The organism is Leisingera sp. CC-HEC093 (genome assembly GCF_059429195.1).
The window spans coordinates 3,471,120-3,491,480 of record NZ_JCAIJR010000001.1 but is presented as its reverse complement, the minus strand read 5'-3'; the positions used below and the strand labels follow the sequence as shown (position 1 = coordinate 3,491,480).

Below are 20,361 nucleotides of genomic sequence, written 5' to 3'. Positions count from 1 at the left end.
GCCCGCATCCCGGCCCGGAATCCGTGCGCCGGGGTTTATTTGTCATACGCCCATCCAAGGGCGCGCTGTTCGAGGCGGCATCTGCCGAAACACCCGCAAGGGGGCCGTAGGACGCGGTTAGAAAAGGAAAGACGCACATGTTTGCGGTCCTCAAGACTGGCGGCAAGCAGTACAAGGTTCAGGCGGGCGACATGCTCCGCGTTGAGAAACTTGCTGCTGATGCCGGCGACACCATCCAATTCGACGAAGTTCTGATGCTGGGCGGCGACGCTCCGGTTGTTGGTGCTCCGCTGGTAGACGGCGCAGCCGTCAAGGCTGAAGTGGTCGAGCAGATCAAAGGCGAGAAGCTGATCCACTTCGTCAAGCGCCGCCGGAAGCACTCCTCCAAGCGCACCAAAGGCCACCGTCAGAAGCTGACCCTGGTCCGGATCACTGAGATCCTGGCATCGGGCGCAACCAAAGCCGCTCCGAAAGCTGCCGCCAAAGCTGCTCCGGCTGCTGAAGCTGCTGCAGGTTCGGACGACCTTACCCAGCTGACCGGCGTCGGCCCCGCAGCTGCCAAGAAACTGGCAGAAGCAGGCCTCACCAGCTTTGCTCAGATCGCAGCCTTGTCCGAAGACGACATTGCTGGTATCGAAGCAATCAAAGTGAAGCCCGAGTGGGTTGAGCAGGCCAAAGAGCTGGCTAAAGGCTAAGGAGAGAGAGAATGGCACATAAAAAAGCTGGCGGTTCCTCCCGTAACGGCCGCGACTCTGCTGGTCGCCGCCTTGGCGTGAAACTCTACGGTGGCCAGGCAGCCATCGCAGGCAACATCATCGTGCGTCAGCGCGGCACCAAGTTCTGGGCTGGCGAAGGCGTGGGCATGGGCAAGGATCACACCCTGTTTGCCACTGCCGACGGTGCTGTAAGCTTCCGTAAAGGCCTGAAAGGCCGCACCTTTGTATCGGTTCTCCCAGTGGCGGAGGCCGCTGAGTAAGCCGACCCGAAGGGTAAAGAAATCTTTAGGGGGACCGGCTATAAGGCCGGTCCCTTTTTCATTTTGTCAGCGAGTAGCCATGATCGCCAAGGTGCAGAATAAAAACCGGTTCTTCGCGTTCAGCCAGCCGAGTGATCACGCTTCGCAAACAGATAATTTTGCGCGATTTGAAGGTGGTGTGTATTGCCGTTGCGGCAATGCGAGCACATGTGAATTGAGCCGCCGCGCATTTGACGGCAGAGGAGGAGCTAATCCATGAATTTGGAACCTATAGTGTGCCAGCAGGTGATTGAAGCCGAACGTTTTGTCCTGCGGCCCTTGCGCAAATCCGACGCCGGCCTGATTGAGCATTATGTCAGCGATGCGCGCGTTGCCCGCATGACGCGCTCCGTTCCGCACCCGTTGCCGCCTGGCGCGGCTGAGGCTTTTGTGGCCCGTGCCATGGCAGAAGAGCGGGATGAAGACGTCTGGGTGATCGACGGCACCATTGAGGGCGATTCTGAGCTGAAGGGCGTCATTGGGCTCAAGCGGATGGACCGCAACCAGTCCGAAGTCTCTTATTGGACTGCGCCGCCGTTCTGGAACACCGGGCTTGCCTCCGCGGCGCTGAAGGCGCTTGTGGACGCCAACCCGCAGAAGAATGACGCGATGTTTGCCTCTGTCTTTCAGGACAACCCGGCCTCCGCCCGGGTGCTGATTCACTGCGGCTTTGATTATCTCGGCGATGCTGAGAGTTATTCGGTGGCGCGTGACGCCTCCGTCCCAACCTGGACTTACAGCCGAAAACTGTGATTGGCGCGGCGCGCGCTTTGCGGTAAGGCAATCGAAACAGTCCCGCCACAGCCCCGGGCCTTGGCGGGACACTTGTACTGCGCAGGCGGGAAGAAAGTCCTGCCACATTAAGGAGCTGTCATGAAATTCCTCGATCTGGCAAAGGTCTACATCCGTTCGGGCGCCGGCGGGAACGGCTGCGTCAGCTTCCGCCGTGAGAAATACATCGAATACGGCGGTCCGGACGGGGGCGACGGCGGCAAGGGTGGTTCTGTTTGGGCTGAGGTCACAGAGGGGCTGAACACCCTGATCGATTTCCGTTACCAGCAGCACTTCTTTGCCAAGAACGGCCAGTCCGGCATGGGTCGCCAGCGCACCGGCAAGGACGGCGACGACATCGTGCTGCGCGTGCCTGTCGGGACTGAAATCCTGGACGAGGATCAGGAAACCGTGCTGGCCGACCTCACCGTGCCCGGCGAGCGTGTGCTGCTGGCCAAGGGCGGCAATGGCGGCTTTGGCAACCTGCATTTCAAGTCCGCTACCAACCAGGCGCCGCGCCGCGCCAATCCAGGGCAAGAGGGGGTTGACCGTACCATCTGGCTGCGGCTCAAGCTGATCGCCGATGCGGGTCTTTTGGGGCTGCCGAATGCGGGTAAGTCGACCTTCCTGTCGGCCACCTCCAACGCCCGGCCCAAGATCGCGGATTACCCTTTTACCACGCTGCACCCGAACCTTGGCGTGGTCGGTATCGACAACACCGAATTTGTGGTCGCTGACATCCCGGGCCTGATCGAGGGCGCGCATGAGGGCAAAGGAATCGGCGACCGTTTCCTGGGCCATGTGGAACGTTGCGCGGTGCTGCTGCACCTCATCGACGGCACTTCAGACACCGTGGTCGAGGACTATGAGACCATCATCGGCGAGCTGGAGGCCTATGGCGGCGTTCTGGCCACCAAGACCCGGATCACCGCGCTCAACAAGGTCGATGCCATCGACCCCGAAGAGCTGGACGAGAAACGCAAAGCCCTGGAAGAGGCTGTTGGCGGTCCGGTGCATCTGATGTCCGGCGTTAGCCGTCAGGGCGTGAACGAAGTCCTGCGCGCCCTGCGCAACGAGATTGACGATGACCGTCTGCGGATGAAACCCGCCGAGGAGGAAGCGCCTTGGCAGCCCTGACCACGGCAAAGCGTATTGTCGTCAAGATCGGCTCGGCGCTGCTGGTCGATCGGGAAACCGGCGAGCTGCGCTCCGGATGGCTGCACTCTCTGGCCAATGACGTCGCCTGGCTGAAATCCCGCGGAACCGATGTGGTGCTGGTCTCCTCCGGCTCCATCGCCCTGGGGCGTGGTGTTCTCGGTCTGCCGCGTGCAGACCTGCCTCTGGAACAATCCCAGGCGGCCGCTGCGGTTGGCCAGATCCGCTTGGCCCGCGCCTATGAAGAGGCGCTTGCGCCGCACCGGATCACCACTGCGCAAGTGCTGGTGACGCTGGAAGACAGCGAGAACCGCCGCCGCTACCTGAATTCCCGTGCGACGCTGGAAACACTGCTGGGCATGGGGGCTGTGCCCATCGTCAATGAAAATGACACTATCGCCACCGATGAGATCCGTTATGGCGACAACGACCGCCTGGCGGCGCAGGTCGCGGTGACGGTGGGGGCTGATGCTCTGATCCTGCTGTCCGATGTGGATGGTTTTTATAGCGCCAACCCGGCGCTGGATCCGGACGCCAAACGCTATGACCGGATTGACGCGATCACACCGGAGATTGAGGCGATGGCCGGTGATGGCGTTTCTGGCCTGTCCAAGGGCGGTATGATAACCAAACTGCTTGCCGCCAAGATGGCAACAGCGGCAGGCTGCGCCATGGCGATCACTGAAGGTTCGCCTTTGAACCCTCTGAAAACGCTTCAGGAAGGTGCGCCGTGCACGTGGTTCTCCGGGCAGGGCGATCCGCAAGCGGCACGCAAGCGCTGGATTGCTGCGATGAAGACCCGCGGCGTTCTGACCATCGACGAGGGCGCTGCGCGCGCGCTGATGTCCGGTAAAAGCCTGCTGCCCGCAGGCATCCGTCATGTGGAGGGTGACTTTGGCCGCGGCGATCCGCTGGCCATCCTCGGCCCAGACGGGCGCAAACTGGGGCAGGGACTGTCGCGCTACACCGCGGATGAGGCCCGTGCCATCCAGGGGCGCCAATCGCAGGAGATAGAGGCGACGCTGGGTTATCCCGGCCGCGCCGCGCTGATCCACCGCGATGATATGGCGCTTTGACCGCACCACCTGATAGTTTATTCCAGCCGGTACGGCACCCAGTGCCAGACAGGGACCGGCAAGGGCACGAGACAAATGAAAGACAATGAGAATATCCCCGCAGTGATGGCGGAGCTTGGCAAACGTGCAAAGCAAGCGGCGCAAATTCTGGCGACAGCCAGCGCGGAACGCAAACATGCAGCCCTGATCGGCGCAGCGGAAGCTGTCTGGAGCCGCCGGGCGGAAATCATCGCGGCAAACGCCAAGGACTTGGAGTTTGGTCGCGGCAAGGGCCTGTCGGACGCAATGATGGACCGGCTGATGCTGAACGAGGCGCGTGTTCAAGGTGTCGTCGATGGCCTGCGCGCCGTGGCAGAACAGCGCGATCCGGTTGGCGCGGTGATAGAGGAGTGGGAACAGCCCACCGGCCTGAAGATCCAGCGCGTCCGCACCCCGCTGGGCGTGATCGGCGTGATCTATGAAAGCCGTCCCAATGTGACTGCCGATGCCGGCGCGCTATGCCTGAAATCAGGCAATGCGGTGATCCTGCGCGGCGGCTCAGAAAGCTTTCATTCTTCGCAGGCCATCCATGCTTGCCTGGCAGGGGGGCTGAAATCCGCCGGGCTTCCGGAAGATGCCATACAGCTGGTGCCGACCCGCGACCGTGCCGCGGTGCAGGAGCTGCTGACCATGACAGATTATGTGGACGTCATCGTCCCGCGCGGAGGTAAGGGACTGGTAGGTTTGGTCCAGCGTGAGGCAAGGGTGCCGGTTTTCGCCCATCTTGAAGGCATCGTGCACATTTACCTCGACAAGTCCGCCGATCCGCAAAAGGCATTGGAGGTGGTCCTGAACGCCAAGACCCGCCGCACTGGCATCTGCGGCGCCGCGGAGTGCCTGCTGATCCACCAAGACATTGCGTCGACGCTGGGCAAGGCTGTGCTGGAAGCCCTGGCTTCTGCAGGTGTTGAAATCCGTGCAGGCTCAGGGCTGCCCGGACCGGACGGCATGACGGCCGCCACGGCTGATGACTGGGGTAAGGAATATCTGGATTCCATCATTGCTGCCAAGCAGGTAGCGGGCATTGACGATGCAATCCAGCACATCCGCACCCACCATTCCCAGCACACCGATTGCATCATTACCGAGGATGAAGCGGCGGTTCAGAAGTTCTTTTCCGAACTCGATAGCGCCATCCTGATGCACAATGCCTCAACCCAGTTTGCCGATGGCGGCGAATTCGGGATGGGAGCAGAGATTGGCATCGCCACGGGCAAAATGCACGCCCGCGGTCCGGTCGGCGCAACCCAGCTTACCAGTTTCAAATATCTGGTGCGCGGCGACGGCACCACCCGCGCCTGACCCTTTGAATCGCAAAACGCCGGGCAGCTTGCCCGGCGTTTCTTTGTTCAGAATGCGGTTTTCAGAACTGCATAGTGATATTTTCCAGGTTAAGCTCCAGCCGCACGGTGCGGCCTGCTTCCTTGGCCGCTTCCGGCAGCAAAGCGAACTGAACCAGTGCCGGGGTGATTTCGGCGTTTGAACTGCCACCGCTGACCCGCGCCCACAGCTCATCATCCACCGTAACCTTGCGGCCTTCACCCACCACGGTCCATTTGCCATCGGCGCAGAAGATCTTGACCGTGCCGCCATAGGGCAGGGCGCTTTCCAGGCACAGCGCAGACAGCAGCGCCAGACGCGCCTCGCTGCGGGTGCAGCCCTCCAGCGGCGACCATTGGTATTGGATGCGCCCGCCCTTGCTGATGTCCTCCAGAACCGAGACGATTTCCGCTCGCGGCGTCTGTTGGTCGCCGGCTGCACCAAAGGCGATCCGGAAGAAGCGGATGCGGGCATTGGCGTTGGCCACGCTGTCGGAAATCAGTTCCAGCTCAGGCCCCGACATGCTGCCGGCCATGCCCAGAAGCTCCAGACCGTTGTTGATGGCACCGACCGGGCTGATCAGATCGTGGCAGATCCGGGACCCTACCAAAGCGGCCAGATTGGCGTTATCTACACCCATAACTATTACTTCCTCCGAACTGGGCCATCCCACTATGAATGACCTCAACGCTATATTAGCCCCCGGCATGTTTGTCCGGCATCCTGATCACCCAGAATGGGGCATCGGTCAGGTGCAGTCGAACGCGGGCGGCAAGATCACGGTGAACTTTCCCGATCAGGGCAAGCTTGTGATTGACGGAGCGCGTGTCTCCCTTATTCCCGTCTTTGATCCATAACGGTTTATGAAGGGTTAACGTAATCCCTCAAATTCTTCTCAATTCCTGCGCGCTCTTTGCCTTATTGGCGGCAAGCGCTCAAGCCTGAACTATGCAAGGTGACCGAATGCCAGACACCGCCCCGGAATTTTCCGTGAAAATCGCCGAAACGGAATACGAACTGCGGTCCGCACAGGCCCTGCGCTATGACGTGTTCGTGCGTGAACTGGGCGGCGGCGGCGAGATGGTCGATCACGAGGCCGGGCTGGAACGGGACCATTTCGACCCGTTTTTTGACCACATGCTGGTGACAGATCAGACCAACGGTATTGTGGCTGGCGTGTACCGCCTGCTGCGCGACGACCAGGCGGCAAGGGCCGGGCAGTTTTATTCCGAAGATGAATACGACCTGAGCGTGCTCAAGGCCTCGGGCCGCCGGCTGCTGGAGCTTGGACGCTCCTGCCTGCATCCCGATTACCGCGGTGGGATGGCGATGTTTCACCTCTGGTCCTGTCTGGCGGAGTATGTCGAGCGCCACGGGATTGAGGTCCTGTTCGGGGTCGCCAGCTTCCATGGCACCGATCCGCAGCAGCTGGCCAATCCGCTGGCCATGCTGCATCACAACCATCTGGCCCCCCCTGAATTGCGCGTGCGGTCAAAAGTGTTTCAACCCATGGACTTGGTGGCCATTGATGATTTGAACCGCAAACGCGCCATGGTGGACACACCTGCGCTGATCAAGGCCTACCTGCGGCTGGGCGGGTTTGTCGGCGAGGGCGCCTATGTGGACCATGCGTTCAACACCACTGACGTCTGCCTGATCCTGGACACCGCGCGGATGAACGAACGGCAGCGCAAGATCTATACCAGTGGAAAGGGGCGGGAGTGAGCATCAGCTGGCAAAGCGAAGACAGGCCTGATCCGGTCCGGATCCCGCCTTTGGGCTGGCTTTTGGTGATTGCGCGCGGCGTGCCGCTGGCGCTGCTGGTGTTTGGCGGGCTTCTGATCTTGCTGACCGTTCGGCTGGCTGAGCGGCCGCTGTTCGGGCACCGGCGGCCGGTCTCGCCGTTCATTACTCAGTTCGTGTGCCGCAATGCCTTCCGCATCATGGGGATCCGCTACCAGACCCGTGGCACGTTGATGCGGCAGCGCGGGCCGGTTGTTGCCAACCATTCCTCCTGGCTGGACATTTTTGCCCTGAACGCGCGAAAGCGGATATACTTTGTGTCCAAGGCAGAGGTTGCCGGATGGCCTGGGATCGGCTGGCTGGCGCGGGCCACCGGCACCGTGTTTATCGAGCGCAACCCAAAGAAGGCAAGGGAGCAGGCAGCGCTGTTTGAGCAGCGGCTGCTCGCCGGGCATAAGCTGCTGTTCTTCCCAGAGGGCACTTCGACCGACGGCTTGCGGGTTCTGCGCTTTAAAACAACGCTCTTTGCAGCATTTTTCACCGATCAGCTCCGCAATGGGCTGTACGTTCAGCCGGTTTCGGTCATGTACCATGCTCCCAATGGCGCGCCTGCGCGTTTCTACGGCTGGTGGGGGGACATGGACTTTGGGCCGCACCTTCTTAAGGTTCTGGCCGCCCCTCGTCAGGGCGCCGTGGAACTGATCTATCATCCGCCGTTGAGGGTGGCGGACTACCCGGACCGCAAGGCGCTGGCCGCCCGGGCGGAGGAATTGGTGCGCAGGGGCCATCAAGAGGCCTTGAAGACCTGAAATCCGTAGGAGGGCGCCGAATTCTGCGGGGCGGCTCTTGTCAGCTGGCAATTTCTGATCTATAGGCGCGCCTACGAACCCGCAGGCGGGGTTTGGCCTGATCAGGGGAGACATCCCTGACGGACCCCCGGTTGGAGCAAATGCTCTGAACCCCCGCCGAGGATAGAAACCGGAAAGGAAAGAATAGCATGGCTCTTCCCGAGTTCACCATGCGTCAGCTGCTGGAAGCTGGCGTTCACTTCGGCCACCAGACACAGCGCTGGAACCCGCGCATGTCGCCGTTCATCTACGGCTCGCGCAACGGCATCCACATCATGGACCTGACCCAGACTGTTCCGATGCTGGACCAGGCTCTGCAGGTTGTCCGCGACACCGTAGCCAAAGGCGGCCGCGTTCTGTTCGTTGGCACCAAGCGCCAGGCAGCCGGCCCGATCGCCGAAGCTGCTGAGAAGTCCGCTCAGTACTACATGAACCACCGCTGGCTGGGCGGCACCCTGACCAACTGGAAAACCGTTTCCCAGTCGATCAACCGCCTGAAGGAAATCGACGAGAAAATGGCAGGCGGCGCCGAAGGTCTGACCAAGAAAGAGCGTCTGGGCATGGAACGCGACCAGGAGAAGCTGGAAGCCTCCCTGGGCGGCATCCGCGAAATGGGCGGCGTGCCGGACCTGCTGTTCGTCATCGACGTGAAGAAAGAAGCACTGGCAATCGCCGAAGCCAAGAAACTGGGTATCCCGGTTGTGGCTGTTGTCGACACCAACTGCTCCCCCGATGGCGTGGACTTCATCATCCCGGGCAACGACGACGCCTCGCGCGCGATCTCGCTGTACTGCGACCTGGTTGCTCGCGCAGCTCTGGACGGCATGTCGGCTCAGCTGGGCGCAGCAGGCGTTGACCTGGGCGCGCTGGAAGAAGCACCGGCAGAAGAAGCCGTGGCTGAAGTAGCCGCCGAAGCCTGATCCGTCCTGTCACGGAACTGACATGCGGGGCAGGGTATCACCTGCCCCAAATCTGTTTTTGAATTGAGGAGAGCCAAAGATGGCAATCACTGCAGCAATGGTGAAAGAACTGCGCGAAACCAGCGGCGCAGGCATGATGGACGCGAAGAAAGCACTGGTCGAAAATGATGGCAACATGGAAGCCGCCATTGACTGGCTGCGCACCAAAGGCCTGGCCAAAGCGGCGAAGAAATCCGGCCGCACCGCCGCAGAAGGCCTGGTTGCTGTTGTTGTCGAAGGCGGCAAAGGTGTTGCTGTTGAAGTAAACTCCGAAACCGACTTCGTTGCCAAGAACGGCGATTTCCAGGAAATGGTTGGCGGCATCGCCAAAGCAGCCCTGGGTGCGGCAGACGTCGACGCACTGAACGCGGCCGATCTGGGTGGAAAAACCGTTGCCGAAACCCTGACCGACAAGATTGCCACCATTGGTGAAAACATGTCGCTGCGCCGCATGGCCAAGCTGGAAGGCGAGACCGTCGTTTCCTACGTCCACAACGCGGCCACTGCCGGCATGGGCAAAATCGGCGTTCTGGTTGCGATGAACGGCGGCGATGAAGCCATCGGTAAACAGGTTGCAATGCATATCGCAGCCGTGAACCCGGCCGCGCTGTCCGAAGCTGATCTGGACGCGTCCGTGGTTGAAAAGGAAAAGCAGGTCCAGATGGACATCGCCCGCGAGTCCGGCAAGCCGGAGCAGGTGATTGAAAAGATGATCGAAGGCCGCATGAAGAAATTTGTGGCTGAGTCGACCCTGCTGAACCAGCAGTTCGTGGTGAACCCGGATCTGACCGTGGAAGCCGCTGCGAAAGAAGCTGGCGCCACCATCACCGGCTTTGTGCGCGTGGAAGTGGGTGAAGGCATCGAAGTCGAGAAAGAAGACTTCGCAGCCGAAGTGGCCAAGGCAGCCCAAGGCTGATATCCACCTGGATGACCGGAAATGGAAGGCCGGCGGGGCAGATGTCCCGCCGGTTTTTTCTTGCGCAAATTGGCGGCCGGTCCCGCTCAGTGACTGTCAATTGCACGGATGGCTTGCGTCTGAGAGGAAAGGCGAGGGGCCCTGCCGATGGGGATGGGCAGGACCCCTCAAATATCGGGGCAGGCCGCGGATCTATACGCGCCTGCCCCCGATAAGGTATGAGAGCCCTGTAATCGCAAGGATCAATACCCAAGTTCCTTGGCCAAAGCCACCACTCACGGAACAAGTGCAAATTGCAACGTATTATCCTTTAGCGGTAGTACTGAATACCTTACTTTTTAACTCTAAATAGCGGCTTACCGTCCGCGGCTTTTGACAAAACCGGTTTTCCAGCCAGAGTGTGAAGACAAATGAAGAAGTTTCAGTTGCTTGCGGCGCAAACATAAGGCCGACGGCGCGGCCGGGTATCTGCCCTGTCAAGCGTCCATCGGGTACATCTGATTGTGCAATGCCGCCTTCAGAACGGCCTGCGCGGTGGTCTCCACAGACAGGGATTCCCGGGCAAGCCTCAGGTGTTTTTCGATGGTCGCGGGCGTCAGGCCCATCAGCAGGGCAATGTCCTGGGTGGTCTTTCCATCGCCGACCCACTGCAGCACTTCGCGTTGCCGCTTTGTCAGGCAGCGTTTCGGGCCGGTATAGGGCAGGGTGAGGATTTTCAGGTGGGCGACATTGTTCATCAGAGCGATGTCGTCGCCAGCGTCCAGCCACAGGGCGTCCACCTGATCCTGCGTCATGCCAGGCCGTGCGGCCAGCGAGATCGCCCCCTTGTAACGCGGCGATGCAGAAGAGAAGCTGACCGTGTATCCGGCTGTCAGGCCCAAGGCCTGGTTGAATTCATGCACCTTGCGGGCTTCCGCGCCAAGCTTGCCGTCCGCGGCTTGCTCCTGCACGATCCGCCAGCTGCCGGCGCCTTCGTTTTCCAGCGCCCAGCGGAGCATCGGCGCATGCGAATACAGCCCCTGGCGCAGGAAACCCTCCAAATAGGCGTTATCGTGGTTTGAGAGGATGACAAAGTCATCCGGATCCCCCAGCGACGTCTCGGTCTTATAGCGGGTATGGCCGTAGATCAGCCTATCAAACCCGTAAACCGCCATTTGCTGGACGTGGCCGTGCCATAGCTCCTCCAGGCTTTGCGCTGCACAGACAAAGCTCAGGTATGACTTCAGCTTCATGCTGTGTCGGCCTCTTTCAGCCGTGCGGCGAGTGCATCCAGCGCCAGCAAATACCCCTGGGCGCCAAAACCGCAGATCTGCCCTATGGCCGCCTTGGAGATATAGGAGGTGTGGCGGAACGGCTCCCGTGCGTGGATGTTTGAAAGATGCACTTCAACGGCCGGGATCTCAACGGAAATCAAGGCATCCATCAGCGCGATAGACGTGTGTGTATATGCGCCGGCATTCAGGATAATGCCCTGATGCTTCTCCTTAGCGTCATGAATGGCGTCAATCAGGGCGCCTTCATGGTTCGACTGACGGCAGGTCACCTCCAGCCCCAGATTCTTGGCGTGTCCGGCACAAGCCTCTTCTACCATCGCCAAAGTGACCGCGCCGTATACGTCCGGCTGGCGGGTTCCAAGCAGGTTCAAATTGGGGCCGTTCAATACCAGAACACTCGCCATCAGGTTTATTTCCTTGCCGTCTTTCCCTTTGAACTAATATGACAAATTTGTTTCGAAAGCGAATACACAAACGCATGTGAGAGAAAAAAACATAGCAGTGCCTGCTCTGGGTTGCAGAAACCGGAAGGCCGTCTGGCCCGCCTGGGTTTACGTGATGATTTAACTCGACGCGGCTGTCCCGGATCTGCATCATCCCGGAACCTCAAGATACAGGCAAGCTGAACACCCGCGGGAGGCAGCAATGATTTCAGCGCAGTGGAATAGGATCAGGTCCTGGCAGCAACGCTATGTGGACGAACGGAAATATCCCGGCAGCACCTTGCTGGTGCTGCGCGGCGGCGAGGAAATCTATTACCACGCCGCGGGCCTGCGCAATGTTGAAGAGAACCTGCCATTCACCCGGGACGCGCTGGTGCGCCTGTATTCGATGAGCAAACCGGTGACATCGGTGGCACTCCTGATGCTGCTGGAACGCGGCTTGCTTCATCTGGACGCCTCGTTAAACGATTTCCTTCCGGAATTCAGCAACATGCGGGCTCTGGTTCCGGGCGCCACTGCCATTGATCAGACCGAACCATGCCTGCCGCCAACACTGCATCAGTTGCTGACCCATACCAGCGGGTTGAGCTATCCATTCAACCTGGGTGTTTTGCCAGAGGCCATGGCGGCAGAAGATCTGCTGTTCAAACCGGACCATGGCCCGCTGTCCGCCATGGTCACGCGGCTGGCAGGGTTGCCGCTGGCTTTCAAACCCGGCACCCGGTGGGAGTATTCGGTGGCCACCGATGTACTTGGCCGGGTCGTCGAAGTCGTGTCCGGACGTCCGCTGGGGGAATTCCTTGCGTCTGAAATCTTCGAACCCTTGGGTATGTCAGAAACCGGGTTCCGGGTGCCGGACGGGGCAGGGAACCGCTTTGCCTCGCTCTACACGCCGCTAGCAGGCGACGCGATGGCGCTGAATTCTGCCGCGGCCGGTGGCGACAGCCTGCGTCTGACGGACCGCTGCGGCAGCTCACCTTTTGAAAAGGCCGCAATGCACTCCGGCGGCGGCGGTCTGGTTGGCACGATTGATGACTACATGAAGTTCGCCGAGATGCTCAGGTGCCGCGGCAGCCATGCCGACGGCTTTATAATCAGCCCGCAAATTGCTGATTTCATGATGCAAAATCACCTTTTCGGCGACATTGCCTCAATGGGACCAAGCAGCTTTGCCGAACAGCCGATGGAGGGTATGGGCTTCGGCTTAGGCGGTGCTGTCGTGCTGAACCCGGCGCGTGCGCGCTGTCCCGGTTCTGTTGGTGACTTCAGCTGGGGCGGTATTGCCTCAACCTTTTTCTGGGTAGACCGGGAGCTGGATCTGTCGGTGGTTTTCCTGACACAGCTAGCGCCCTCCAGCTCTTACCCGTCGCGGCCCGAACTCAAAGCACTGGTGCATGGAGCCATGACAACTTAACCTCCAGACACGGCGCATACAGCCGGGTAAAGCCGCCCGCTGAAGGCCGGTCAAAGGAAGACTACAAATGACAGACACCGCCAGGACCTTGCTTGATCTGCTGGATCTTGAGACGCTGGACACCAATCTGTACCGCGGCTCTGGCTCCGGTGGTGAAACCCCGACGCGGATCTATGGCGGCCAGGTGATCGCACAGGCGCTGACGGCTGCATACGCTACAGTTTCCGGTAGGTTATGCCATTCTCTTCATGCGTATTTCATCCGTCCGGGCGATCCGTCACGGCCGGTGATCTATGAGGTCGATCCGGCCCGGGACGGCCGCAGCTTCACCACGCGGCGGGTTGTTGCGATGCAAAACGGCAAACAAATCCTGAATCTTGCGGCGTCATTCCATTCTGAGGAAGACGGCTGGAACCACCAGCACGCCAAGCCGGATGTCCCGGCGCCCCGCGGTCTGGAACCGCGCCATGAGATCCTCAATCGCAACGCTAGCCGTTTCGCGCCGGAGAAACAGTCCGAGCTGCTGCGGCCGCGTCCATTTGAAATCCGGGAGGTCGAGCCACGTGATCCGTTGGTTCCGGAAAAAACCAGCGATGCCAATCAGATGTGGATCCGGATGGAAGCGGCACAAGGCGCAGGTCCGGAGCTGCAGCACATCCTGCTAGCATATGTGTCAGACTTCGGGCTGCTGGGATCCTCTATGCGTCCGCACGGGCTGACATTTCATAATCCAGAAGCGATGACGGCCAGTCTGGACCATGCAATGTGGTTCCACGCGCCGGTGCAACTGCAGAATTGGCATCTTTACTCCATGGACGCGCCATTCACTGGCAACGCGCGCGGTTTCAATCGCGGATCTATCTTCACAGAAGACGGGGAACTGGTCGCCAGTGTAGCCCAGGAAGGTTTGTTGAGGCCTTTAAAGCGCTGAAAATAAAGAGGTTTAACCTCAATCATAGTTTTGAACATCCAGTAAGTTAACATAATTCTGATTATACGCTTTACCCGATAAGCCTGAACCCGTCCTTTCTTCTTCTGCCGGTCGTTGTTCGTCTTTAATGACGGATAATTTATATACTTTCAACCCCTCCTCGATGTCTTCGATCGATCGCGCCTGGTTGCACTCGATCGGTACATAAAGAAAAACCGGGACGAAAGCCCCGGTTTCACTGCTTAAGCGGCCTTTCCGTCCTCACATAGCGCCGTTGCAGAATGCCTGGAACAGATCGGGCTGCGTGGTTGCGACGATACCGCCCACCATACCGGCTAGAACCGGCGCAACAACCCGCAGCGCCACGATAGTCTTTGCTTTCATCATGTTTTGTAACCTCCAAGAAATACATGATTTTCCAGATTAGTGACGCGCCGGGCCAGATCCTCTTGCCCTTTGGTAAGCGCGCCCAGTTTGAACCAAATGCCGCCGCCAATCAGGACGCCTGCAACCGATGCCAATAGCTGCAGCCCCTCGACCGGCGTCATTTCAGCACACCCCCGGCTTGCAAGGCGCGGTAGCTTACGTAAAGCCCGCCCGCAGCCGTTGCCCACTTGGTGAGTTTTGCCGCGCCTTCAGCGGCTTCCCCGGCTTCGTTCAAGGCTTTGCCGCCCAGGAACAGCCCGCCCAGGGCAACCCCGGCCCAGATAATCGGCGCAACCATCAGACATACCCCTGCGCGCGCTGGATGCGGCTGGACGTGTGCGGGATGCCGGGCCGCAGGAACGTGTCCTGAAACACCTTTGTTGCATCCTCTACGCTGTTGGTTTTCTTCACCCGGTCAACGGCCCGCTTTTCCCAGGTCTGGGACATTTCGTACTTCAGGAACCCATAGTTCGCTTCATAGCTCGACAGGTCAGAGTGGCCGTTTTGCTCAGCCCAGCTCTCAAACTGGCGGCGGCGCGGGCCGGTCCACTGTGCATAGCCGTAGCCGCCGCGCGACCCCTTCACCAAGGGGTTATATTCCTGCAGGCCCTTAAAGCCGTCGCTCTCATGGTCCAGGTTGCCGACAACGCCCGCCGCCTGCGCCCTGGTAAAGCCAAAATCGGCCATCAGGTCGCGCATCAGGCGGTTGCCGATCCCGCCGCCGCTCGGCGCGGAATTGGTGTTGCTCGCACCAGCTGGTAGCGTGTCGCGGACCCAGCCGCCCCAGCTGCCAGTTTCGGCCGGCACATCGGTTTTACCCTTGCCGCCGCCCAGCCAGCCATTGCGGCCAATCGCGTCAAACAGCGTGTCAACACCCCAGCCCACCAGGGCGGATCGCAGATCCCCGCCGCCACCCTGGCCACCGCCCTGGCTGCCGCCCTGCTGCAGCGCCGCCAGTTTGGCTTTTGACCCGCCGGTCACATACCCGGCGGGCATGATTACCGCCTGCTGCTCGGCGTCCTTGCGCTGCGTCTCCCGCCATGCGGCATAAATGCCCACCACGGTTGCCGCCCCCAGGATCGCCACTGCCCCTCTTTTGCCCATCGTCTGCCCCCTTAGAGAAATGTTACGCGGAATTCTTCGTGCGACCCCGCCCGGTTTTCGATTTTGAGAACTCCGGGCTGGACGGCGATTGTTACCGATCCGTCAGCGCCGGTTGTTCCGGTAACATCGGTTGTGACCACGTCCACCGATGACCCGACTGCCCCCGCAGATGAGACAAGCATGTCGTCCCGGATATCCAGCGATGACCCCACATCGAAATAGACCATTGTAGACCACTGCCGGTGCGGGAACTCTGCCGCGTTCATGGCGCTGGCAGTGATCAGTGCAAAGCCGCCCGGACGCGGCGGGACGACCTCACCCACGGCATCATCCAGGACTTGCAGCAAGGCCCCGCCGACAAGGTTGCCGTTCAAGTCAATCGCTTCAGCCGCCACCGTTGCATCAAAGGCCACGGTGTTGTTTTTCGGGTCAACGGTCTTCTTGAGGGTGTCGGTGCCGACGCCCCATTCATATTCGAAAGTGCCGTTAATCTTATGGTTGACCTCAACCAGGTCGTTTGCGTTCAGAAACAGGTTGTAGTTGCGGTGCACAGCGTTCACGACGCGGTTTTCCGGGGCCATGCCGCCATACAGCCCCGCAAGCCCCGTCAGGTCCCCGGCCCAGGTGTTCGCGCCATCGTCCAGGAAACCGACAGTCGCGTCACCGCTCAGGTTGGTGATTGAAAGTTTTCCCGCGTTTTTCTGCCCTGCGCTCTGCGGATAAATGCGGTGCAGCGGCGGCGTCGGCGAGGTAATTCCGCTCAGAACCCAATTGCAGTCACGCAAGTTGATAGTGGCCTCATAGTCGTCGATGACGCCGTTATCAAAATAGCTGTCATGGAACCACGTTTCGCGGTTGCCACGGTTCTCGACCAGGACGAAATCATCGTAGAGAGGAGCCACAATGTGCGCGCCGTAGAAATGCGTTGCAGCCGGGTTGTTGTCGGTGATCTTCACGCCGACTTTGCAGGAAAGCACATTGGCCTGATAGATGTTGCTGTCACCGTCATCGATCTCGATGCCGATAGCAGAGAAGTTGCTTGGATCAGCGTACTCCGCGTCCCCCTGCTCGTATTCGAAGCACTTCGGGTTGTAGAGCGCAGACGCGCCGGCCGCGCCGCGCACCCGGATGCCGCACCCCTTGAATCGGTAGCATTCAGGGTTGAACGTGCGCGACCCCGACGGACCGTGCAGGTCCAAGCCGGCGTAAGCTTTCCCGCCTTCGATGCGGCCCATGTAGTGCTCACCGCGCAGACGCATTTTCAGAATGTAGGTTGTGGTGGAAAGGTTGCCGCCTGATACGCCGACCAGCGTGCTTTTGCTGAAGTCAATATCAGCAGAGTTGATGCGGGTGCTGTCGTCGGGGTCCTGCAGGGCAATCTGGTTCTGGACCGTGCAGCGCGACGAATGCGTGAGCTTGATGGTCCATTCCTCGGGATCGTTCGCGCCCGCGATTGCAGTGCGCCACCGCACCAGCGCATCCCAGGCCGCCTGGATCTGCGCCGACGCTTCCACACCATCCACCGCGCCGAATTGTTCCGCTGCAATCAGGCCATAGTGCTGCAGTTCGGCCTGGCCGCTGGCGTCGCCGAAGTCGCTATATAGCCCGCCGTCAACAGTGCCGGTCGCGGTAGCTACCTTTACATAAGTGCCGCCACCGCCGTCACCGGGTGCCGCATAGCCGCGCGTCTGCATGGTTTCGCCCTGCTGGACGGCAGGCGATGCCAGCATGTCCGCGTAGGTGTCGAAGATGAATTTCACGGCATTCTTAACCGCGTTCACCGTCGCTGCATCGCTGGCGGCCGCGCTGGCGCTGGCGGCAGCCGCCGCGGCGCTTCCGGTTGCCGATGCGGCATCGCTGGCCGCTGTGGCGGCGCTGCCCGCTGCGGCTGTGGCGTTGGTGGCTGAGGCGGTTGCACTGCCTGCCGCGTTGGCCTCGCTGGCCGCTGCTGCGCTGGCGCTGGTGGCTGCCGCGTTTGCGCTGTCCTGCGCGTCCTCTGCGCTTACGCTGGCCGATGCCTGCGCGCCGTAAATTAGGCTGCTCACTGTCAGGCCCCTTTGGTTTCGAAGATTGCAATTTGAACGGAACCCGCCGCCGGGTTGTAGGCGTGAACCGCCGCCGTTGTGGTCAATACCGCGCCCTCATAGGGCGCCAGCGGCCAGCCAGATGAACCAGTTGCACCCTGGTCTTTAAGCCAGATGGTTGCGGTGCCGCTGAGGTTTTTCACCGCCAGCTCGCGGCGTTCCAGGTCAGAGCCGGCCAATTCCAGCACCGCCCCGGAATTGACGGTCACAGGGCCGGGCGTTTCGAACACCGCAGGCGATTGCGGCGCGGTCTTTACGGACCCCTCGACCACAAGGCGCGCGTCCCGCAGATCGCCCCGGCCAAAGCCCAGGCGAACCGATATGGACCCGGCGTTCGGGTTGTGGATGCGGACGTGCGTAAACCCCCCAGGTGCCTTAAACGACAGACCCGCCTCAAAGTTCGTCTGAGTGCCGTGGTCGAAGGTGATTTTGAACGGGCTGGACGCTTCCAGGCAAACCAGGAACTCCGCCGCCCGTGCGACTTCCAGGCTTGCGCCCGCTTCAATCGTCCAGGTGTCTGCCTGGTACTGTGGCCCCTTGTTCATTTCATCACCTTTGCCGCGACAAAGGCCAGCGCCGCCGTCGGAATGCCGATTTTGGCAATCAGTTCACCCATCTGGCTCCCCTCTGTCTTGTTCATCTGCTGAGTTGTTTTCAGGGCGGTCGACAGGGTGTCAGTCACCCGCTCCGTATGTTCGTCTTGGGCGTGCATGGCCCCCGCCACCAGTTCAGAGGCCTGCTTGAGTGCATCTGTCCCGTGCCAAAGCGCGCCCTCTAGCGCGTCCTCGCTGAAGGCCAGGGCGCTTTCCCCAAAATTCAAAGCGTCCTCGCTTAGCTCAAAGGCTTCATCGGCCACGACATTCACGCGGACGCTGCCGCCAGCGGATACCCCGATGCTGCCCGCATCCGTCGCAACCCGTCGATCATGGGTGACGTTCTGCGTTTTGTTACTGCTGCTGCTGCTGCTGCCGCCCACGGCTCAAATCCTTTTCCAGTTTCCAGCACAGGCCCGCTGCGCCGTGGTCCCAAATTTCCCGGGTTATGAACCCCTGCCGCTGCATGATCCGGCGCAGCCCAGGGCGGCGGGTGTCAAAGCGCAGCACCGGAACCCCGGTTGCCTCCGCCAGCCCCTCAAAGGCCCGCGCAATCACAGACGCCACAGACAGCCCCGGAACGGCCCCGCAGGAGGCCGAAACCACCGCCAGAGCGTTCCCGCCGCAAGAAAGCCTTTCGACCTCCCAGACAAGCGCTCCGCGCGCCTCTCCGGCAATTTCGATCTGCCAGAGGGAAAGCCGCCCGGTTTCAACACCGCTGCGCCAATCGTCCATATGCTGAGCCGCACCAGGAACGCGGCTCAGCAGGGTTTCAGCGCAGCGCGACCAGGGGGCCGCGCTGAAGGTTACTTCCTGCGGGACAAAGCGAGCCAAAGGACAACCCCCCCGATGATCCAGGGAACAGCCTGGCGCGCGGTTTCCTGCCACGTATCAGCGGCAGCGCTCTTGAAGTGGAAAGCCCCGGTTGTTGACTGCCCCCCCGACCCCCCGGCCTCGGATATCGCCGGGCCGGAAGTCAGGTTGAGCGGGGGCAATGGTACAGGCCCCGCCGCCATCAGTTCGACTGCGCCGCGTAGATCACCACGCCGACGGCCACCGCGCCTGCCGCCAGCAAGCGCCAGTCGAAGCCGCCACCGCCGCCGCCGGTGCGGTAGGCAACGGGCGTGGCCCGCACCTCACGCGCTTCAGGCTCACCCCGTGCGCCCATGTTGGACAGCACAGCGCCCGCCAGCCCCTTCAGCCAGTCCGCAGCCGGTGCGGCACCGTCAACGGAACCTGTCACGGCCCCGCCATCCGAACTCGGGAAAAAGGTGGTGCCCATGTCCAGGGAACCCACGGAAGGACGCCACAGATCAACGCTGCCGTAGCTCGCAAGCGACTTGGAATAATCGCCCTGCCCCGGCAAAACGGACGATCCGAATTGTGTCGAGAAATAATCGGCAATCGCCATTATTTACCCCCTTTCTGGCGGGATTTCCCCGCCGCCTGGTCAAGCGCCCTGGACGCTTTCCGCGTAGATCGAGTGGTTGCCGGTGCCGGTGAACGTCAGCTTCAGGCGGAAGTCCTGCAACAGCATCGGAAGCGCCTCGGCCAGCCGGTTTTCGGTGCAGAAATCGACGTGGGTGAAACCCGCTTGCGGCACCCGGCCCACAACGCCGTAATGCGCAGCCCGGATCTGCTTGTCGCTTTCGTGCACCTTGCGCTGGTCCGCATGAACCTCGCAGTTGGAGATTGCCGCCGTTGCGATGTGCAGGCCGAACATTGCATATTGGCCGCGCACAATGTCCGCGATTTCCGCCTCACCAGTGACGCCCTGGTTATGCACATAGCGCTGAATGCGCAGGTGCGGGCCGAACGGCCGGCCAGGCGACTGGACCGCGTAGACGTTCAGGCTGTTGATGGTGATCCCGGATTTCAGGTCCATTTCCAGCGTGAAAGACGCCATGCCGCCAGCGGTGCCGTATGCGGTCTGATCCTCGCCGCCGATGGTGCGCATCCAGGGCCGCGACAGGAACAGCGGCAGAGCGCCGTCCTTCAGGGTCTGGCCGTAATACTGGTTCATTTTCACCAGGTCCGCGGCGGTGATGGTGATTTTGGCTTCACCGTCCACCGTGAGGCGGATTTCGTCGATGTAGTCGCCCCAGTCAGCGGCAGGCACATCCCGCGCCGGGCCGCTGTCAACGTTCATGCGGATATAAAGCCGCTCATAGGTCAGGCCCAGCGGCAGATTCACCGATGCGGTTTGACCGGGGCCGATGCCAAGCGGCGTTGGCATTTTCTTGAGGGTGC

Annotated in this window: 27 protein-coding genes; 14 read left to right on the top strand and 13 right to left on the bottom strand. The window is 60.9% G+C overall.

Annotated features, from left to right (window positions below):
- Positions 1-137: 137 nt before the first annotated feature.
- The 6 genes from rplU (at position 138) to AC5STB_RS17120 (ending at position 5,358) form a co-directional block, all read left to right on the top strand.
- Positions 138-695 carry a 50S ribosomal protein L21 gene (rplU, locus tag AC5STB_RS17145; RefSeq protein WP_495444004.1) on the top strand — a complete coding sequence of 186 codons (558 nt, stop codon included), beginning with the start codon at positions 138-140 and terminating at the stop codon, positions 693-695.
- 11 nt (positions 696-706) lie between these two features.
- Positions 707-976, top strand: coding sequence for a 50S ribosomal protein L27 (gene rpmA / locus AC5STB_RS17140; protein ID WP_019297807.1), 270 nt, complete (start codon positions 707-709; stop codon positions 974-976).
- 255 nt (positions 977-1,231) lie between these two features.
- Entirely contained in the window at positions 1,232-1,768 is a 537-nt protein-coding gene (locus AC5STB_RS17135; protein WP_495444003.1) for a GNAT family N-acetyltransferase, read from the top strand.
- A gap of 120 nt (positions 1,769-1,888) precedes the next feature.
- Positions 1,889-2,923, top strand: coding sequence for a GTPase ObgE (gene obgE, locus AC5STB_RS17130; protein WP_495444002.1), 1,035 nt, complete (start codon positions 1,889-1,891; stop codon positions 2,921-2,923).
- Entirely contained in the window at positions 2,911-4,017 is a 1,107-nt protein-coding gene (gene proB, locus AC5STB_RS17125; RefSeq protein WP_495444001.1) for a glutamate 5-kinase, read from the top strand. Before obgE ends, proB begins: the two co-directional genes overlap by 13 nt.
- Positions 4,018-4,092: 75 nt before the next feature.
- On the top strand, positions 4,093-5,358 hold the full coding sequence (locus AC5STB_RS17120) for a glutamate-5-semialdehyde dehydrogenase (RefSeq protein WP_495444000.1): 1,266 nt from the start codon (positions 4,093-4,095) through the stop codon (positions 5,356-5,358).
- Between the two features lie 61 nt (positions 5,359-5,419).
- Here the strand turns inward: AC5STB_RS17120 and AC5STB_RS17115 are convergent, their stop codons facing one another.
- The gene (locus AC5STB_RS17115; RefSeq protein WP_495443999.1) at positions 5,420-6,016 is read right to left on the bottom strand and encodes a histidine phosphotransferase family protein; all 597 of its coding nucleotides are present in this window, start codon (positions 6,014-6,016) and stop codon (positions 5,420-5,422) included.
- Positions 6,017-6,050: 34 nt separating this feature from the next.
- Between AC5STB_RS17115 and AC5STB_RS17110 the strand changes: the two genes are divergently transcribed.
- The 5 genes from AC5STB_RS17110 (at position 6,051) to tsf (ending at position 9,842) form a co-directional block, all read left to right on the top strand.
- The gene (locus tag AC5STB_RS17110; protein ID WP_259992127.1) at positions 6,051-6,233 is read left to right on the top strand and encodes a DUF3553 domain-containing protein; all 183 of its coding nucleotides are present in this window, start codon (positions 6,051-6,053) and stop codon (positions 6,231-6,233) included.
- Positions 6,234-6,339: 106 nt separating this feature from the next.
- Positions 6,340-7,101: an L-ornithine N(alpha)-acyltransferase gene (olsB, locus tag AC5STB_RS17105; protein WP_495443998.1), complete on the top strand. Its 762-nt coding sequence runs from the start codon at positions 6,340-6,342 to the stop codon at positions 7,099-7,101.
- Positions 7,098-7,928: a lyso-ornithine lipid O-acyltransferase gene (gene olsA, locus AC5STB_RS17100; protein WP_495443997.1), complete on the top strand. Its 831-nt coding sequence runs from the start codon at positions 7,098-7,100 to the stop codon at positions 7,926-7,928. The genes olsB and olsA overlap by 4 nt, the downstream gene beginning before the upstream one ends.
- 188 nt (positions 7,929-8,116) lie before the next feature.
- Positions 8,117-8,887, top strand: coding sequence for a 30S ribosomal protein S2 (gene rpsB / locus AC5STB_RS17095; protein ID WP_495443996.1), 771 nt, complete (start codon positions 8,117-8,119; stop codon positions 8,885-8,887).
- A gap of 79 nt (positions 8,888-8,966) precedes the next feature.
- Positions 8,967-9,842 carry a translation elongation factor Ts gene (tsf, locus tag AC5STB_RS17090; RefSeq protein ID WP_495443995.1) on the top strand — a complete coding sequence of 292 codons (876 nt, stop codon included), beginning with the start codon at positions 8,967-8,969 and terminating at the stop codon, positions 9,840-9,842.
- A gap of 476 nt (positions 9,843-10,318) precedes the next feature.
- Here the strand turns inward: tsf and AC5STB_RS17085 are convergent, their stop codons facing one another.
- Together AC5STB_RS17085 and aroQ are read right to left on the bottom strand one after the other, a co-directional pair.
- Positions 10,319-11,074, bottom strand: a complete 756-nt coding sequence (locus AC5STB_RS17085; protein ID WP_495443994.1) for a LuxR family transcriptional regulator — start codon at positions 11,072-11,074, stop codon at positions 10,319-10,321.
- Positions 11,071-11,520 (bottom strand): type II 3-dehydroquinate dehydratase, encoded by a 450-nt coding sequence (aroQ, locus tag AC5STB_RS17080; protein WP_495443993.1) that lies wholly within the window; start codon positions 11,518-11,520, stop codon positions 11,071-11,073. The genes AC5STB_RS17085 and aroQ overlap by 4 nt, the downstream gene beginning before the upstream one ends.
- Positions 11,521-11,761: 241 nt before the next feature.
- Between aroQ and AC5STB_RS17075 the strand changes: the two genes are divergently transcribed.
- Both AC5STB_RS17075 and AC5STB_RS17070 read left to right on the top strand, forming a co-directional pair.
- Positions 11,762-12,973 carry a serine hydrolase domain-containing protein gene (locus AC5STB_RS17075; RefSeq protein ID WP_495443992.1) on the top strand — a complete coding sequence of 404 codons (1,212 nt, stop codon included), beginning with the start codon at positions 11,762-11,764 and terminating at the stop codon, positions 12,971-12,973.
- Positions 12,974-13,040: 67 nt separating this feature from the next.
- Positions 13,041-13,904: an acyl-CoA thioesterase gene (locus tag AC5STB_RS17070; protein ID WP_495443991.1), complete on the top strand. Its 864-nt coding sequence runs from the start codon at positions 13,041-13,043 to the stop codon at positions 13,902-13,904.
- Positions 13,905-14,165: 261 nt separating this feature from the next.
- Here the strand turns inward: AC5STB_RS17070 and AC5STB_RS17065 are convergent, their stop codons facing one another.
- Genes AC5STB_RS17065 through AC5STB_RS17045 form a run of 5 tightly spaced genes read right to left on the bottom strand, consistent with a single transcriptional unit; the run spans position 14,166 to position 17,194 of the window.
- Positions 14,166-14,291: a hypothetical protein gene (locus AC5STB_RS17065; protein ID WP_495443990.1), complete on the bottom strand. Its 126-nt coding sequence runs from the start codon at positions 14,289-14,291 to the stop codon at positions 14,166-14,168.
- On the bottom strand, positions 14,288-14,452 hold the full coding sequence (locus AC5STB_RS17060) for a hypothetical protein (protein WP_495443989.1): 165 nt from the start codon (positions 14,450-14,452) through the stop codon (positions 14,288-14,290). The genes AC5STB_RS17065 and AC5STB_RS17060 overlap by 4 nt, the downstream gene beginning before the upstream one ends.
- Positions 14,449-14,628 carry a hypothetical protein gene (locus AC5STB_RS17055; RefSeq protein WP_495443988.1) on the bottom strand — a complete coding sequence of 60 codons (180 nt, stop codon included), beginning with the start codon at positions 14,626-14,628 and terminating at the stop codon, positions 14,449-14,451. The genes AC5STB_RS17060 and AC5STB_RS17055 overlap by 4 nt, the downstream gene beginning before the upstream one ends.
- Positions 14,628-15,434: a phage tail tip lysozyme gene (locus tag AC5STB_RS17050; protein ID WP_495443987.1), complete on the bottom strand. Its 807-nt coding sequence runs from the start codon at positions 15,432-15,434 to the stop codon at positions 14,628-14,630. Before AC5STB_RS17050 ends, AC5STB_RS17055 begins: the two co-directional genes overlap by 1 nt.
- An 11-nt stretch (positions 15,435-15,445) precedes the next feature.
- Complete coding sequence (locus AC5STB_RS17045; protein WP_495443986.1) at positions 15,446-17,194, bottom strand: hypothetical protein; 1,749 nt, start codon at positions 17,192-17,194, stop codon at positions 15,446-15,448.
- On the opposite strand from AC5STB_RS17045, the gene AC5STB_RS17040 reads away from it, so the two are divergent.
- Positions 17,184-17,465, top strand: a complete 282-nt coding sequence (locus AC5STB_RS17040; protein WP_495443985.1) for a hypothetical protein — start codon at positions 17,184-17,186, stop codon at positions 17,463-17,465. The two genes, AC5STB_RS17045 and AC5STB_RS17040, sit on opposite strands and share 11 nt — an antisense overlap.
- A 16-nt stretch (positions 17,466-17,481) precedes the next feature.
- Here AC5STB_RS17040 and AC5STB_RS17035 read toward each other — a convergent pair whose 3' ends face one another.
- The 5 genes from AC5STB_RS17035 to AC5STB_RS17015 all read right to left on the bottom strand — a co-directional run bounded on the left by AC5STB_RS17035 (position 17,482) and on the right by AC5STB_RS17015 (position 20,347).
- Positions 17,482-18,063, bottom strand: coding sequence for a hypothetical protein (locus AC5STB_RS17035; RefSeq protein WP_495443984.1), 582 nt, complete (start codon positions 18,061-18,063; stop codon positions 17,482-17,484).
- Positions 18,060-18,494, bottom strand: a complete 435-nt coding sequence (locus AC5STB_RS17030) for a hypothetical protein (protein ID WP_495443983.1) — start codon at positions 18,492-18,494, stop codon at positions 18,060-18,062. The genes AC5STB_RS17035 and AC5STB_RS17030 overlap by 4 nt, the downstream gene beginning before the upstream one ends.
- Positions 18,466-18,945, bottom strand: a complete 480-nt coding sequence (locus tag AC5STB_RS17025) for a hypothetical protein (RefSeq protein WP_495443982.1) — start codon at positions 18,943-18,945, stop codon at positions 18,466-18,468. The genes AC5STB_RS17030 and AC5STB_RS17025 overlap by 29 nt, the downstream gene beginning before the upstream one ends.
- Before the next feature lie 181 nt (positions 18,946-19,126).
- The gene (locus AC5STB_RS17020) at positions 19,127-19,522 is read right to left on the bottom strand and encodes a hypothetical protein (RefSeq protein WP_495443981.1); all 396 of its coding nucleotides are present in this window, start codon (positions 19,520-19,522) and stop codon (positions 19,127-19,129) included.
- 39 nt (positions 19,523-19,561) lie between these two features.
- A complete protein-coding gene (locus AC5STB_RS17015) occupies positions 19,562-20,347 on the bottom strand; it encodes a major capsid protein P2 (protein ID WP_495443980.1) in 786 nt (261 codons plus the stop codon).
- Between the last annotated feature and the right edge of the window lie 14 nt (positions 20,348-20,361).